Origin of the sequence: Dickeya chrysanthemi NCPPB 402, assembly GCF_000406105.1 — a bacterium.
Taxonomy (GTDB): Bacteria; Pseudomonadota; Gammaproteobacteria; order Enterobacterales; family Enterobacteriaceae; genus Dickeya; species Dickeya chrysanthemi.
Genome location: NZ_CM001974.1, coordinates 3036743 through 3052327 on the forward strand (window position 1 = coordinate 3036743; position 15585 = coordinate 3052327).

13 protein-coding genes, 3 tRNA genes and 3 pseudogenes are annotated in these 15585 nt (G+C 47.3%); 8 read left to right on the forward strand and 11 right to left on the reverse strand.

Annotated features, from left to right (window positions below; genetic code table 11):
* Positions 1 to 713: 713 nt before the first annotated feature.
* From DCH402_RS13320 to uvrY, 4 genes are all read right to left on the reverse strand, one after another.
* Positions 714 to 789 (reverse strand) — tRNA-Gly (locus DCH402_RS13320).
* A gap of 140 nt (positions 790 to 929) precedes the next feature.
* The gene (gene pgsA / locus DCH402_RS13325) at positions 930 to 1478 is read right to left on the reverse strand and encodes a CDP-diacylglycerol--glycerol-3-phosphate 3-phosphatidyltransferase (RefSeq protein ID WP_012769248.1); all 549 of its coding nucleotides are present in this window, start codon (positions 1476 to 1478) and stop codon (positions 930 to 932) included.
* 57 nt (positions 1479 to 1535) lie between these two features.
* The gene (uvrC, locus tag DCH402_RS13330) at positions 1536 to 3368 is read right to left on the reverse strand and encodes an excinuclease ABC subunit UvrC (RefSeq protein ID WP_040001572.1); all 1833 of its coding nucleotides are present in this window, start codon (positions 3366 to 3368) and stop codon (positions 1536 to 1538) included.
* Positions 3361 to 4023: a UvrY/SirA/GacA family response regulator transcription factor gene (uvrY, locus tag DCH402_RS13335; RefSeq protein WP_012769246.1), complete on the reverse strand. Its 663-nt coding sequence runs from the start codon at positions 4021 to 4023 to the stop codon at positions 3361 to 3363. The genes uvrC and uvrY overlap by 8 nt, the downstream gene beginning before the upstream one ends.
* A gap of 650 nt (positions 4024 to 4673) precedes the next feature.
* On the opposite strand from uvrY, the gene DCH402_RS13340 reads away from it, so the two are divergent.
* Positions 4674 to 4898, forward strand: coding sequence for a DUF2594 family protein (locus tag DCH402_RS13340; RefSeq protein ID WP_040001573.1), 225 nt, complete (start codon positions 4674 to 4676; stop codon positions 4896 to 4898).
* Between the two features lie 284 nt (positions 4899 to 5182).
* Here DCH402_RS13340 and DCH402_RS13345 read toward each other — a convergent pair.
* Positions 5183 to 5258, reverse strand: a tRNA-Lys gene (locus DCH402_RS13345).
* A gap of 315 nt (positions 5259 to 5573) precedes the next feature.
* On the opposite strand from DCH402_RS13345, the gene cycA reads away from it, so the two are divergent.
* Positions 5574 to 6983, forward strand: a complete 1410-nt coding sequence (gene cycA / locus DCH402_RS13350; protein ID WP_040001575.1) for a D-serine/D-alanine/glycine transporter — start codon at positions 5574 to 5576, stop codon at positions 6981 to 6983.
* Positions 6984 to 7087: 104 nt separating this feature from the next.
* On the opposite strand, the pseudogene DCH402_RS13355 reads toward cycA, so the two are convergent.
* Positions 7088 to 7354, reverse strand: a pseudogene (locus tag DCH402_RS13355) (LysR family transcriptional regulator); the annotation flags it as partial.
* A gap of 384 nt (positions 7355 to 7738) precedes the next feature.
* Between DCH402_RS13355 and DCH402_RS13360 the strand changes: the two are divergent.
* Both DCH402_RS13360 and DCH402_RS13365 read left to right on the forward strand, forming a co-directional pair.
* A tRNA-Asn gene (locus DCH402_RS13360) sits at positions 7739 to 7814 on the forward strand.
* A 161-nt stretch (positions 7815 to 7975) separates the two neighbouring features.
* A complete protein-coding gene (locus tag DCH402_RS13365) occupies positions 7976 to 9247 on the forward strand; it encodes a tyrosine-type recombinase/integrase (protein WP_040001577.1) in 1272 nt (423 codons plus the stop codon).
* 134 nt (positions 9248 to 9381) lie between these two features.
* Here DCH402_RS13365 and DCH402_RS13370 read toward each other — a convergent pair whose 3' ends face one another.
* Together DCH402_RS13370 and DCH402_RS13375 are read right to left on the reverse strand one after the other, a co-directional pair.
* Complete coding sequence (locus DCH402_RS13370; RefSeq protein ID WP_040001579.1) at positions 9382 to 9696, reverse strand: helix-turn-helix domain-containing protein; 315 nt, start codon at positions 9694 to 9696, stop codon at positions 9382 to 9384.
* 185 nt (positions 9697 to 9881) lie between these two features.
* Positions 9882 to 10169, reverse strand: a complete 288-nt coding sequence (locus DCH402_RS13375) for a helix-turn-helix domain-containing protein (RefSeq protein WP_033577754.1) — start codon at positions 10167 to 10169, stop codon at positions 9882 to 9884.
* A gap of 174 nt (positions 10170 to 10343) precedes the next feature.
* On the opposite strand from DCH402_RS13375, the gene DCH402_RS13380 reads away from it, so the two are divergent.
* The 3 genes and pseudogenes from DCH402_RS13380 to DCH402_RS22015 all read left to right on the forward strand — a co-directional run.
* Complete coding sequence (locus DCH402_RS13380) at positions 10344 to 10616, forward strand: helix-turn-helix domain-containing protein (RefSeq protein WP_040001581.1); 273 nt, start codon at positions 10344 to 10346, stop codon at positions 10614 to 10616.
* A 198-nt stretch (positions 10617 to 10814) separates the two neighbouring features.
* Positions 10815 to 11008: pseudogene (locus tag DCH402_RS21470) on the forward strand (AlpA family transcriptional regulator).
* 155 nt (positions 11009 to 11163) lie between these two features.
* Positions 11164 to 11328, forward strand: a pseudogene (locus DCH402_RS22015) (integrase); the annotation flags it as partial.
* Between the two features lie 62 nt (positions 11329 to 11390).
* Here the strand turns inward: DCH402_RS22015 and DCH402_RS13385 are convergent.
* Entirely contained in the window at positions 11391 to 11702 is a 312-nt protein-coding gene (locus DCH402_RS13385; RefSeq protein WP_040001583.1) for a DUF736 domain-containing protein, read from the reverse strand.
* Between the two features lie 1013 nt (positions 11703 to 12715).
* On the opposite strand from DCH402_RS13385, the gene DCH402_RS13390 reads away from it, so the two are divergent.
* Complete coding sequence (locus tag DCH402_RS13390) at positions 12716 to 13642, forward strand: hypothetical protein (RefSeq protein WP_040001585.1); 927 nt, start codon at positions 12716 to 12718, stop codon at positions 13640 to 13642.
* Between the two features lie 247 nt (positions 13643 to 13889).
* Here the strand turns inward: DCH402_RS13390 and DCH402_RS13395 are convergent, their stop codons facing one another.
* Together DCH402_RS13395 and DCH402_RS13400 are read right to left on the reverse strand one after the other, a co-directional pair.
* Entirely contained in the window at positions 13890 to 14333 is a 444-nt protein-coding gene (locus DCH402_RS13395; RefSeq protein ID WP_040001587.1) for a DUF6386 family protein, read from the reverse strand.
* Between the two features lie 8 nt (positions 14334 to 14341).
* On the reverse strand, positions 14342 to 15585 hold a 1244-nt coding region (locus DCH402_RS13400), incomplete at its 5' end, for an RHS repeat domain-containing protein (protein WP_040001589.1).

Sequence of the window (15585 nt, forward strand, 5' to 3'; positions counted from 1 at the left end):
GTACAGCCGATATATCCTCAGTATTTCTTCTAATAACCTTACCAGATTATCAGGCATGTCGAAATCAACATGACCTAAACTGGATTTTGATAACCCAAACCAATAAGTCGAGGCATTGGATGCCATCGCGAGTGCTCTGCTTACTATTAACACCATATTATACTTTTATATGGAAAAAAGTACGCCAACACAAGCAAGATTTCCTCAAAAAAAGAAATTCTGCATCAGGCTGGAGGCATCAACAAAATATATCATTTGCAAATGAATCTTAGCGTTACGAACAATAACCACACCAATATTGCTAATGTAAATAAACTCCCACACAATCACATGACAAACCAGCATTATCCCATAAAAACTGCATGGGCAGCATACGCCGTCATTCTGCAATGGAGTCCTGAAAATTGGCATAGCCACCGACGGCGATCACCAGGCACAGTCTGAAAACCAAAGGGCTTACTCAGGAAGATGCCACATTACGTGGACAGGCTCAGTTGACTGGACACATCATACGATACCCAGCAGGGCAGCGGCGCAGGCGAGTTGGTAACAGAACAGCGACGTTATACTATGCCTGACAGGGAATGTGTGGGAAAAATCCAGGCTGCCGGCACAGCTATGAAGAGCTAATCGCCGGAATATCGGAACGAAAAAAGGGCCTTTCGGCCCTTTTAACTATCCGCAGATCCAGTATAAATCTGCAAATAAAATTCTGGAGCGGGAAACGAGACTCGAACTCGCGACCCCGACCTTGGCAAGGTCGTGCTCTACCAACTGAGCTATTCCCGCTTTTTCAGAACACTTTGTTTATCAAGTAATTTCAATAAACTGTGTTGCTGTCGATGCGGTGCATTCTACTTACCTGACGCACTGAGTCAATAAAATTATCACCTCACCTGAATCGTTTGCTGTTTTTTAAGGCGAGACGATCAATGTTCCAGCAAATCGCGCCAGGCCGCGCTCAAATACTGGAACATCGACCAGAAGGTCAACACGGCAGCCACATACAGCGCCGCCACGCCGGCAGCCTCTACCATCCGCTCTGGCCGCCACAGCAAACCGACCAACGACACCATTTGCGCGGTGGTTTTAATCTTGCCGATCCAGGATACCGCCACGCTGCTACGTTTACCCAACTCGGCCATCCATTCGCGCAATGCAGAAATGATGATCTCACGTGCAATCATCGTCGCGGCAGGCAACGTAATCCACCAAGAGTGGTAATGCTCGGATACCAGCACCAGAGCAACCGCTACCATGACTTTATCGGCAACAGGATCCAGAAAAGCGCCGAAGCGAGTGGTTTGTTTCCATCGCCGGGCAAGAAAGCCATCAAACCAGTCGGTTACCGCGGCAAAGACAAATATGCCGGCACATACCATCGGCGCCCAGCTAAACGGCAGATAAAATGCCAATACAAAAAATGGAATTAGCACAACACGAAACAGGGTAAGCCACGTTGGTATATTAAATCGCATAGCGTCTGGGTAACTGTCTGGCCCGAAAGATAATAGGGTTATGTTGCTACATTGCCTCTAGTGTTTCAATGCATGAAAGATTTTTTCTGCCAACGCATGCGAAATTCCCGGTACTTGAGCAATGTCTTCGATACTGGCATTCATCAACGGCTGTAGCCCCCCCATGTATTTCAACAGCATCTGGCGCCGTTTCGGCCCCACCCCTTCGATAGTCTCCAGTGAGCTGGTGCTTTTGACTTTGGCACGCTGTTTACGGTGACCGCTGATAGCATGGTTATGGGAATCGTCGCGAATATGTTGAATCACATGTAATGCGGGTGAATCAGCAGGCAAAGCAACACCCTCGCCTGTTGCTTCAAAAAATAACGTTTCCAGGCCGGCTTTGCGATCGCTGCCTTTCGCAACGCCCAGCAGCAAAGGCCGATTCTTATCCCAGGATACCTGCAACGACGCAAAAACTTCCTTGGCCTGCGCCAATTGGCCTTTACCGCCATCAATCACGATGACATCTGGAATCTTGCTTTCATCAATCGACTTGCCATAGCGGCGTCTAAGCACTTGGTTCATAGCCGCATAGTCATCACCTGGCGTGATACCGGTAATGTTGTAGCGGCGGTACTCTGAACGCAGCGGCCCATCAGCATTAAACACAACGCAGGAAGCAACCGTCTGCTCACCCATGGTATGACTGATATCGAAACATTCCATCCGGTTGATTTTTTCAATCTCAAGCACGGACGCCAGCGCCGTCAAACGTTGCTGAACCGTTGATTGTTGAGACAATTTCGTTGCCAATGCCGTATGGGCGTTGGTACGAGCGAGTTTAAGATAACGCGCGCGGTCACCACGTGGGCGGGTTTGAATCTGAATCTTTCGGCCCGCCTGTTCGCTCAGGGATTCCGCCAGCAGTTGGTACTCCGGTAGCGAAAAATCCAGCAGGATGTCCGATGGCAAGGTGCGGGAAGCACTACCCTGTAAATAGAACTGGCCGACAAATGTCTGCACCACTTCCGCCAGCTCCGTCCCGCCAGGTACTTTGGGAAAATAGCTGCGGCTACCCAAAACCTGTCCTTGACGAATAAAGAGCACGTGTACACATGCCATTCCCGCATCGAATGCCACACCGATCACGTCAAGATCATCACCATCGCCAGAAACAAATTGTTTTTCGGTCACGCGACGAACAGCCTGAATCTGATCACGGATACGGGCGGCGTCTTCAAACTTCAGCGCATGGCTTGCCGCCTCCATTCGTTCGACCAATCGGGTCAACACTTGCTGATCCTTGCCCGATAGAAAAAGGCGCACATACTCGACCTGTTGCTGATAATCTTCCTCGCTCACCAGGCCGCTAACGCATGGCCCCAAACAACGGCCAATCTGATATTGCAGACATGGACGCGAACGATTGCGATAAACGCTATTTTCGCACTGTCGGATGGGGAATAACTTCTGCAGCAGCATCAACGTTTCACGAACGGCATTACCGTTCGGAAACGGGCCAAAGTATTCGCCTTTGGCATGTTTAGCGCCGCGATGAACCGATAACCGAGGATGCGTATCTCCACTAAGGAAAATCAGCGGGTAGGATTTGTCGTCACGCAGCAGCACATTGTAACGCGGCTGATAACGTTTGATATAGTTGTGCTCAAGCAGCAAGGCTTCGGTTTCAGTATGCGTGATCGTTACATCGATCTGCCGAATACTTTTCACCAAAGCCTCTGTTTTACGGCTGGCAACATGAGCGCGAAAATAACTGGAAAGGCGTTTCTTCAGATCCTTAGCTTTACCGACGTAGATAACCGTGTCACTGGCATCGTACATACGGTAAACCCCAGGCTGACTGGTTACGGTCTTCAGAAAAGCCTGGGCATCAAAACGTTCAGTCACTACTAATCAATGTCTCCGCATTAAAGAGCCCATGTCGAATAGCCAGATGCGTTAACTCCACATCACCATTAATGTTCAGTTTACTGAACATTCTATAACGATAGCTGTTGACCGTTTTGGGGCTGAGGTTGAGTTGATCAGAGATCTCCGTCACCTTCTGCCCTTTAGTTATCATAAGCATAATTTGTAGTTCGCGCTCAGAAAGACACTCCAATGGTGTCTCTGTTTGCGGCTCTAACTGACTCAGCGCCATTTGCTGGGCGATATCCGATGCAATATAGCGCTTGCCGGCATGCACAGAACGAATGGCACAAATCACTTCTTCTGGCGTCGCCCCTTTGCTAAGGTACCCCGCCGCCCCAGCCTGCATCACTTTAGCAGGTAACGGGTTTTCGGTGTGAATAGTTAGCATTATAACTTTAATTTCAGGGGAAAATCGTACAATTTTGCGCGTTGCCTCCAGACCGCCGATTCCTGGCATATTCATATCCATCAGCACAACGTCCACACCGTTACTGTTATTACGGCACCATCTGACCGCATCTTCACCGCACTGCGCCTCACCAACAACTTTGAGGCCTTTGATATCGTCAAGAATGCGCCGTATCCCTGCTCGCACCAGCTCATGGTCATCAACAAGAAAAACGCTAATCAAAGAACAATTCTCCAAAAAGAGTAACACTTACAGACGAGTTTGTTGCAGGTGGTACTATCGTGGTTTAGAAAAAATGAATACACTTTTTAATTAAAAGTGTATTTTTTTATTCTACCATGTGGTATTATCCTCTAAGTATCCTGAATGATACTGATTGCGTATCGAACTCGGAACTCACTTCCATCACAGTATTCATATTTCCAACCTGGTTTTTTAGAGAAACAGACGGCTCAACCGTCTAAAATCATTAAAATTTAAATATAATCAATAAGTTATCAAGTTTTTTAAACGTAAACAATCAGGTACGCATCAGCTTCTTTTTCATCATTGTAACGGTATCGTCACTTCGCTGCACCGCCTGTTTACTACAAATAATACACCTGCCCTAAAATATCCATATAAAAGTTGCAATGTTTCTAATCAAACGCATTTAAAAGCCAAAAAACACGTTAACAATATATGGGCAAAATGTGGCACAAACAGATACAAAAAATACAACTTAATGGTCAAACAGGATTATTTTCCTCACCAGACGTATTGTCATCTATGGTATAATTCGGGCCAATTTTTGTTATGTCGTTGGCGAGTGTACGATATCAAACCATTTCCAGGGACCACCACGTCAACGCCCATTCGCAACAGGAGATTCCATGAATAACAATGATTTCCCTACGGCCTCCACGCCTGAAACGCTGGCTCACGAAGTTAGCTGCCTGAAGATACTGATGACATTGATGTTAAAATCTATCGGTCAAGCTGATGCAGGCAAGGTTATCATCAGTATGGAAAAACACGCAGCCCAACTGGAAGACCCAACTCAGGCAGAAATTTTCGATACGACGATTAAGCAGATCAAAACCGTCTATCGCCGCTAATCATACACCATCGGGCAGAACCATAATCCGTAATTGTCCGATGGGTATCCTCTCAATTCGAATAATAAACAAACAAAAAGAAGAAAGAATACGTAGAAGTTGACAGAGTCATTCATATTTCGTCAACAAAACAGACTATATCCGATAATCGCTCTGACTGATTAAATATAATTTAAAAATGAACTTTTCTGAATAAATAAAAGAACGGAAAGTAATTATCTGGAGCAATAAAATCGAATAGGTATTTTTTCAGAATAAAAAAGCGCAGAGACAAATGAAAGTGTTGGTGGGTCGTATAGGGCTCGAACCTATGACCAATTGATTAAGAGTCAACTGCTCTACCAACTGAGCTAACGACCCAACGGGGACGGATTATTCTCTTCTTATCGCCGTCTGTCAAATGGTTCATCTTATTTTTTTACTCAGCCGGGGGCTCAGAAAACACATTGTAACCTATCACTATTTTACGCCGCCACTCCAGCGCCAGACCTCTATTGACCGATTATTAGACGCAAATTCATCATCCTCTGAAGACCAACCTGACAATCAGGAAATACGTTCTCAGCTCATCATCGGTTGAATACCGTGTTACTATTAATCTCGCTGATTTCTTATATATCATGGGTGATTCGCACTCCATCCTCACAGACAGACATAATCCGGAAATAACATTACATGACAGAACAAACGCATCACGCCCCGGACACAGCCGGACATAGCGACCTGCGGCGCAACCTGACCAACCGTCATATTCAGTTGATCGCCATCGGAGGTGCCATTGGCACCGGCCTGTTCATGGGGTCGGGAAAAACCATCAGTCTTGCTGGCCCATCGATTATCTTTGTTTATATGATCATCGGATTCATGCTGTTTTTTGTTATGCGTGCGATGGGCGAGTTGTTGCTTTCCAACCTCAATTACAAATCGTTCAGCGACTTTGCCGCCGACCTGCTAGGGCCATGGGCAGGCTTTTTTACTGGCTGGACATACTGGTTTTGTTGGGTGGTCACGGGGATTGCCGATGTTGTCGCCATCAGCGCCTACGCACAATTCTGGTTGCCAGACTTGTCGCAGTGGCTCAGTTCTTTATTGTGCGTCCTGCTGCTTCTGACCTTAAACCTGGCCACCGTTAAACTATTTGGCGAAATGGAATTTTGGTTTGCCATGATCAAGATCATCGCCATCGTTGCACTCATTGTGATTGGCGCCGGGTTGGTCATCATGAATTTTACATCACCTTCCGGAGCCACGGCATCTGTGGCCAATCTATGGCAAGACGGCGGATTCTTTCCCAAAGGGCTCAGCGGTTTTTTTGCTGGCTTTCAAATTGCCGTATTTGCATTTGTCGGTATTGAACTGGTTGGCACCACCGCAGCTGAAACCAAAAATCCAACTGTCGTTTTGCCGCGAGCAATCAACGCCATTCCGATACGTATCATCATGTTTTACGTGTTTGCGCTGATGATGATTATGTCGGTGACACCATGGAGCCATATCGCAGCAGACCGCAGTCCATTTGTTGAGATGTTTGTCCTGGTGGGGTTGCCGGCTGCCGCCAGTGTCATTAATTTCGTCGTGTTGACATCAGCAGCATCTTCCGCCAACAGCGGCGTCTTCTCAACCAGCCGTATGCTGTTTGGACTCGCCAGGCAAGGCGACGCACCAAAACGTTTTGGCCAGCTATCAAAACGCGCAGTGCCGTCAGCCGGGCTGTTCTTTTCCTGCCTGTGCCTACTCTCCGGTGTTGTATTGATCTACCTCATTCCTAACGTCATGACCGTTTTTACCCTGGTCACTACCGTGTCGGCCATCCTGTTCATGTTCGTATGGAGTATCATTCTATGCTCTTATCTGGTGTACCGTAAGCAGCGCCCACAGTTGCACCAAAGCTCGTCATACAAAATGCCATGCGGCATTATCATGAGCTGGGTCTGTCTGGCTTTTTTTGCTTTTGTGCTGGTATTGCTGACATTGCAGCCTGATACGCTGCAAGCATTGATTGTCACACCGGTGTGGTTTGTAATTCTGGCGATAGCCTACCAGTTAATTCGTCGTCGCAGAGCTCTCGCTCAGGTCCAGGCGTAACGTCACAACGCAAAAGCAGATGTAACACCTGCTTTTGCGTCGCGTTAAGTTCAATACGGTCAGCTACACCTGACGATATAGCTGACCGTATCCGATTAGACACTGACTGTTTGTCGTACACCATTCACTGCGTGCTTAGCCTGCTCACATTGATTCAAAATAGTTTGCGCATGTGAATACAGAATCTTGCCCGCTTCAGTCGGCGTCACGCCACGACGACTACGGACCAGCAGTTGCTTCTCCATCTCGCTTTCAAGCGTAGCAACTTGCTGGCTCAGCGCTGGTTGCGCAATATGCAACATTTCAGCGGCCTGGGTCAGGCTGCCAATATCAACGATTTTCACAAAGTATTTGAGCCGTCTCAGATTCATGTGTACCTCCCGAATAGTTACGGTTAAGTAGTAGCAAGAAGCGCGCCAGATCATTTCACTATTATTAAAAAAAGTGCGTAACTCGTTTAACCTGCTTAAAAATAAGTAAAAGCAATGGTGGAGGCGATGACAGTAACAATACTAATCTTCTGACCATGACCCGTTACACACCTGTACAATGGCCCACTGGCACCAAAGTGGTGCAATTCCTGCTATCTGAAAGTGCAACCTTGACCATATGCAGCGAATGGACTGACGAGAAAAACACCGACTACCACAATAATTTCAATAATTTGATTATAAGTTCAGCAAACAGTTATCCTCAGCGTTATCATGCTTTGACAAGCACTCAGGCTACCGCTATCATCCACACCAATTAGCGATTCCTCTGTAGTTCAGTCGGTAGAACGGCGGACTGTTAATCCGTATGTCACTGGTTCGAGTCCAGTCAGAGGAGCCAGATTCTTGTTTTCATGCCGCTTCGCGAATCCTTATGTGATTGGGGTTCAATGAGTTAGCGTGAAATATCTTCCCGATGCATTTTCAGTTTTCCCTCCGCATCGGGAGAATTTGGTGGTCAGATTTGGGGTCAAGTTGGTTCGATGACGGAGTGACCCCCAAATGTCTCTTAACGACTCAAAAATCCGCAACTTAAAACCATCCGCTAAACCCTTCAAAGTTTCCGATTCTCATGGTCTGTATCTGCTGGTTAATCCAGGCGGTTCACGTCTCTGGTATCTCAAATATCGTATCAATAAAAAAGAATCTCGCCTCGGCTTAGGTGCCTATCCTGATGTATCTCTGGCCGACGCTCGTCAACAACGTGACGGTATTCGAAAATTGCTGGCGCAGAATATCAATCCCGCACAGCAGCGCTCCGCTGAAAGAACCACTTCCTCACCAGAAAAAACCTTCAAGCATGTGGCACTGGAGTGGCATAAAAGCAACCGCTCATGGTCAGAGAACCATGCCGCCCGTCTGCTTGCCAGCATGAACAATCATATCTTCCCGATAATTGGGCACCTGCCGGTCACAGAACTGAAAACTCGCCACTTCATCGACCTGCTGAAAGGGATTGAGAAAAAAGGTTTGCTGGAAGTGGCGGCACGAACCCGACAGCATATGTGCAACATCATGCGTCATGCCGTGCATCAGGAGTTGATAGAGCACAACCCGGCGGCAAATCTGGACGGGATAATCGCCCCTCCCGTTAAACGCCACTACCCTGCCCTTCCACTGGAACGACTGCCGGAGCTGTTGGCTAGCATTGAGGACTACAATCAAGGGAGAGAATTAACCCGTTTGGCAGTCTCACTTACCCTGCACCTGTTCATCCGTTCCAGCGAATTGCGCTTTGCCCGTTGGTCTGAGATCGATTTCAGAAACAAAATCTGGACCATTCCTGCTACCCGTGAAGCCATCCCTGGAGTGCGTTATTCCGGGCGTGGTGCCAAAATGCGCACACCGCATATCGTTCCTCTGTCCCGTCAGCCCATCGCTATTCTGAAACAGATACGGGAAATTTCTGGGCATCAGGTGCTGATATTCCCCGGAGACCATAATCCGTATAAACCGATGTGCGAAAACACGGTCAACAAAGCGCTGCGCTTGATGGGGTATGACACGAAAGATGAAATCTGCGGTCATGGATTCCGGGCAATGGCCTGTAGTGCGCTGATGGAATCTGGACTGTGGGCGCAGGATGCCGTTGAACGGCAGATGAGCCACCAGGAACGCAATAGCGTTCGAGCGGCTTACATCCATAAAGCAGAATATCTCGATGCCCGTAAAGCGATGATGCAATGGTGGTCAGATTATTTGGATACCAACCGAAAAGGATATATTGCGCCGTACATTTATGCTCAACAACATAAGACGGCTGGAACTGCCTGATCGATAACGCTCCTAAGAGCAGATCCTGATAACAGGATCTGCTTTTCAGACAGCGAGAAAGTTTTTACCTCAGCATTTCACAAAAAATCGTGAAACGTCAGGAAATTACTCAGGCCGGATACATGAATGAAGGTCTATTGCGGGGTAATCAATAACGTAGAATTAGGGTTACTTTTCTTATAACGATGGTATTGCAAGATTAGCGTTGCGAGATCTTCATCGACAGCATAAAAATAGGCTTCCGGCACATCCAGCACCGCCGCAAACCGGCAAACCAGACCAAAATCCGGTGAACTGACTTCCCTTTCATATTGGCTTACACGGGAACTCGACGTCTCTTCATCCAGCCCAGCGAGACAACCGAGCTCGACCTGTTTTAACCCTGCATTCACTCGGGCCAATCTTAATCGTTTACCAATCACGGCATTACCTGCTTCACTGATTAACATAAACCGATTATCGCCGTTCCCTATAGAGCACTCTTGAAGTGGTTCTTTACTAAATGAATTTAAAATTTATTATTGAATGCTTTAACATCTAAAATGAAGATTTAATTTATTTGGAGAAGTAATCATGAGATTTGGAATGATAGCCGCATAAAATTCGAACACCGAAGCACGTCTACGATATCTCTCTATTGAGGGGTGATGAGTAGTGTGGAATGCGGGTTGGCTTTTCTGAAACGGTGATACTGCAAGATTAAGGTAGCCAGATCATCATCCACGGCATAAAAATACGCTTCCGGCACATCCAGCACCGTTGCAAAGCGACGAACCAAACCAAAATCCGGCGCACTGACTTCTCTTTCATACTGGCTCACGCGAGAACTCGCCGTTTCTTCGTCCAGGCCAGCGAGACAACCCAGCTCCACCTGTTTTAATCCTGCATTTACTCGGGCCAGTCTTAATCGTTTACCAATCACGGCGTATCCACAGCATTGAGCAACATTGGTTGATTATCACCGCTCTCGACAGGCCATTCTTGAACCATTTCTTTCCTTAATAAATTTTAAATTTATTTTTGGTTGTTTTTTGATCTAAAATGAAGATATGATTTACTGAAAGGAGTAAGATTTTAGTCCAAGAGAGGAGGAAGCATGAGCACTGAACAACAAAATCAGCGAATGGACTGGCATCCTGCCGATATCATTGCAGCCCTTCGCAAACGCAATACCACACTGGCTACCGTCTCCCGTGCGGCAGGTCTCAGTTCATCCACACTCGCCAATGCGCTAATTCGCCCATGGCCGAAAGGCGAACGGCTCATTGCAGACGCACTGGGCATACAGGCAAGTGAAATCTGGCCGAATCGTTATTTTGACTCGCAAGGGCGACGTATCCCGAGAGAAATTCGTCATAAAAAATCATGACAACTATAATAGTCTATTAAATTCATTCGTTAACAAGTAGAAAATAGGCAAAAAATTAAAATAATATTACGCTTCTCAATCTGAAAACCGTATTAAGGATGGTGATATCCGTAATACGGACTCATCAACTTTCACTCCGTCCCTCGCTGTGTTTTTTTGTCTTCTCCGGGCATACGCCATTCTGCACTGGAGGAACCTATAACATCTCATCAGTTATTACGCTTGAAACAAGTAGAAGAAAAAACCGGCCTGAGGCGTTCGCAAATCTATTGTATATGAAAGACGGAACCTTTCCGGCCTCAATAAAGATGGGTCCCGCCAGTGTGGCCTGGCTCGAATCTGAAATTGACGAGTGGATTAACCTCAAATTAGCTAACCGCTTAACGCGCTGATGGAGGATACCGCCACCCGCAAGGTAGCTGCAAAAGCTCCTTAAGTGAGGCCATAGGGCTATCCATAACTTAAAACAGCTTAGATCCTTGTTAACTAAAAAGTTTAATTGGTTTTCTTCCAACCAGGTTACGGAAGACCCACTTTTTACCCGTCGTTGACACATCAGGAGCGCAACAACGTGCGAGCGGCGTACATCCATAAAGCGGAATACCTTGATGCCCGAAAAGCGATGATGCAATGGTGGTCGGATTATCTGGATATGAACCGGGAAGGATACGTTGCGCCCTATGTTTATGCGCAAAAACGCAATGAGCCATAGGCTTATTGCCGGAGTAAACAGTGTGCGCCCCGCCGTGACTGGCGGGGCGTGGTGTCTGACTGTCAGGCCGACGGTTTGCTGCGCGACCAGATCAAATGATGCTTGCCATTCTCGTCTTCGATAAGGCGAGCATAGAGGGTTGCCGGGAACGAAGGATCGTCGAGCGTCACCGACAGATAAGGCCGTTCGGCCTGGCTGATTTTCCGCCAGGCTGCGCCGATGTCATAACCACCGAGGGTCTGAATACGGAAGTCAGGGGCGTGCTCGCTGCTTTTGTCGCAGGGGATGAACCTCGCCTTGACATTCAAAGTCAGGGTGCGGACGGTGCCAGTGAAGCCGTTGTTTTGTGCGGTGAAGGTGCCGATGTTAGCCATGATGTTGCTCCTTTCGGATTTTCAAGGTCGCGCCTGTCGCGTCCTTTGTGGTGATCCGAACGGCAGGAGCCGGGCTGGCCGCATCGCTGCGACCGTAACACCGTGCAGGACCGGAAGAGGCAAAGAATTTGCTGCGCGAGGAAGGCGTTTACGCCGGGGAAATTGTTTGCCTCTTCCGGTTGCGGCCATCAAGCCCGGCTCCTGCAAGGATTCACAACGAGCTCAAGGACGCACAGGCTGACCAGGCCAAAAGGCGCATTGGCTGGCCCGGCTTCCCCGCACAACAGCTTTTCCGGCTCCTCTCCTGATTCGGTCAAGATCATCATCCCCACGACCGTCGAGCATGCTCTGCAATTTATCCCACGGTGAAAGCAGCCTATGGCATCAATCCGGTCATCTGGCCGAGCGATATATCGGTGACGCCCTCTTCCTGACTGCAAGACCTTCGTCGCCAGTGCCAAAAACGGCAAACATCCATCCAACCTGACACAGCAAATGATGGCAAACGAAAACACCCCGTCAATTACGATGGATAACCTTTTAAGACTGAAAAGATGCCAACTACCCTTTCTATACACTCAAAAATACCGGAGCTAACACGTAATAACCAATAATGACAGCAGTACATCTATTTTTATGACAAACTGCATCACTTTAAGTAAAAACTTCATTCTATAAATTCAATCTGGCAGAACAGTTCTGGGCTGTCCATGCCAGTGAAACACGTTGATGACATCCATTCATAAAACTAAAGAGTGCATAACCTGGGTGCTGTAGTGCTGCTGCCACGGCAGGCGGTAGCCCACTTGTGATACAGATTCCCCCACTCCTTGTGGATTTGTTATTTTCTTTCTTAAAAAAACCTAAAAATAGATAAAGCTGGTCATTCTAAATAAACCTTTTTCGCTCTATAAATTTACATATGGAACGTTAACTTTATACCCGGCAATTTTATTAATCCCCCGTTACGCTCTACACACAGGAAAGGTTGTCATGCTGAAGGAGATTACATCATGCAAAAACAAACCTTCCTTTTAAACACGAAAAGCAGTATGCCTGAATGGATGACGATACAGGAGGCTATCAGAATAACGAAGAAAACAACAAAAATAGAATTGACAGACAGTGATATTTATCGCCATGCTTTATATGGCAATATCAGCCTTTCTATTTACTTCCAGTCACCGATTGTTTTACGAAAAATACGAACATTGGATAATAAATTGAAGCTACGCCCGGTCGGGCACTCATTCATCGACCGGCTCTGCTTGCTCGATAGAAACAGTTTCCTTGGCAAACGAAATCTTATTCTCAGTACCGAGGGAAGATACATTACTCCCACCCAGCCAATTATCGACACACTATTAGCGGGACATGAGTACGTTATGGTACAACGTTTACTTGCCCGCTCCCTGCACATTCCATTACCACACATCGGTGAGAATGAGATCAATTACGGTATATCGGTAACTCTTTCAGGAGAGATATTTCAGGTATTCGAAAAGCTCACATGGCAGGAAAGAATAAACCAGAAAATAATGCGACTCCCTGAAAAAATGTGGACTGATATTTATCAAAGAATTCTACAACAAGGCATAAATCCAGACCTCCGAAAGGATTATTTTCCAATTCATGATTTACCTCAAGATGCCTGCTTTGTCATCCGGCATACTGAACTGGAAAAGTTAATCGACATGCCGACCAAAAACCAAACTTCCTCGTCGTCTTCCACACGGATATCCACGCCGCTATCCCGATTATTCTTGCTCGCCTGTAAACATAATGAGGCCATTAGTCCATTAATCCGGCAACCCTATAAGCTGTTGTCTATTTTTGAGCAATGGGCATCAACTGATGGTATCACCGACCATCTGAGCGGTGACACACTAAAAACTGCGCTGGAGCGCGGCTCGCCAACATCCATTTCAGGATCTGGTTAATAGAGTACGTCCTCATTCAATCCAGGCTGTGTCTCTTAATCACCTGCGTGGTGGAAAATCACATAACGCTTACAGGTGATGGCAGTGGAAATTTACGAAATCGGCTCATAAATGAACGAATTTAATGCATTTTTTCACCATCAATCAGTGAATCTGAATTAAGGGATACAGCCTAATATCTGATCGTTGAATTAAACAGCATAAAAAAGCAGCCGGAAGGATCGTTGGGATCACTTCCGGTTTTATTTTATAATCTGATGGGTTTTCCTATATTATTTCTATTCTCTTTTGATGGAGCGAAGGATAAGTATATGTTGCTATCGACCTTCTTAAATTTCACAGAGTAATTTCCTGGGAGGGATTTTAAAAAATAACCAGATACACTGTTTGTATTTTCAGGCTCTAGATCGCCGCCTGTAGTATCTTCTCCCGCACCAATAAATATATCCCCTGATGGGGATTTTATATATGCAGCACCATCATAATCATTTAAAGATTCAACAATGTTTATTAAATATTCACCATCACTTCCTAAATTTAAAAAAACAGCGTTACCATTATTAGTTTCATCTATTTCGTCATCCTCGATACTCCACCAATCAGGTGTATCGGTAATGCGATGTTTAAGTGATTGCAAATCAAATATAACTATCGTGGCTGTATCCGTAAAAATCTTGAAGTTAATATTCATTTAATACCTCAATCAAATATTATCGCGCTTATTTTATCACCAGGCTGAAGTCCTGCTTTTCTTCCTGCATTTTTGAGAGCACTACCAACACTTTTGTTAATGGTTTCATTCAGCATCTGTAAGCGCTGTGTTGCAGAGCCGCCCACGATTAGGTCAACTGGGTGATCAGCATTCAGTTTTGAGAGATCTGGTGCCTTACCAAACATTCGCTCGTAACGCTCAGAAACAGCCTTCCTATATGAACTCTGGACGGACGCGATTCTGACATCATGTGTGCCAGGAGACCAAACTAATTCCCCTCTTTTAGCCGCTCGATTAAGTGCATTTTGCTTTTTCATGAACTGGCGTTCTAAGTAATTTCTTTCAGTTGAAGATAAATTACCTTGGCTTAGAATTTTAGGCTTACTCGCACGTAGTATGTTTTCACAACCAGCCAACCCAAACGGATCAACCCACGTATTGGGGTTCGGCACATACCCATAATTACTCTCTCCCCCCGCTATCCCTATCGGGTCCGGCGAGACATAACACCCACCGGCCGGGTCGTAGTACCGAAAGCGGTTATAGCACAGCCCGCTTTCGCTGTCACGGAGCTGCCCGGCGAAGGCCAGGCCGGGGTCCGGACTTTCCGATTTTTCTGTCTGCCGCCGGCCCCACAGCGTGGCTGTCGGCGCCTGCCAGCGCAGGGTGCCGTCCGGCGTGAACAGCGCCTGCGGGGTACCGTTCTGGCTGCTGGTGACAAAATCCGTTTCCCAGTCGCCGCCGGTGTGCTGGCGCTGCTGCACCACCAGCTCCCAGCCGTTGTAGACCCAGTGACGACGTTGTATCAGCTGGCCGTGGCGGTAGTGGCGGATTTCCGCTATCTGGTCGCCGTCCCACAGGTAGCGGGTCTCTTCGGCTTTCTGGTCGCAGCGTTTGCCCACCCGGCGGCCAAACGGGTCGTAGCGGTACAGCCAGCGCTCGCCGTTCGGGGTATCCACCACCCGCAGCTGGTTGCGACTGTCCCAGCGGTACTGCCACACCTGCGGGCGGTAGCCCGGCTGCACCACCTGTTTACGGATAAGCCGTCCGGCCCTGTCGTACTGGTAATGGGCATCATCGTGCTGAATCAGCCGGCCAGACTGCCACTCGGTGAGGCGGCCTGCCTCCTGCGGCAGACCGGTGCGGGTGTAGTGGTAACGGGCGGTGGTGTCCACCGGTTTGCCCGCGCCGCCGCTCAACACCTCCTGCACCCGGCCGGTGGCGTCCAGCC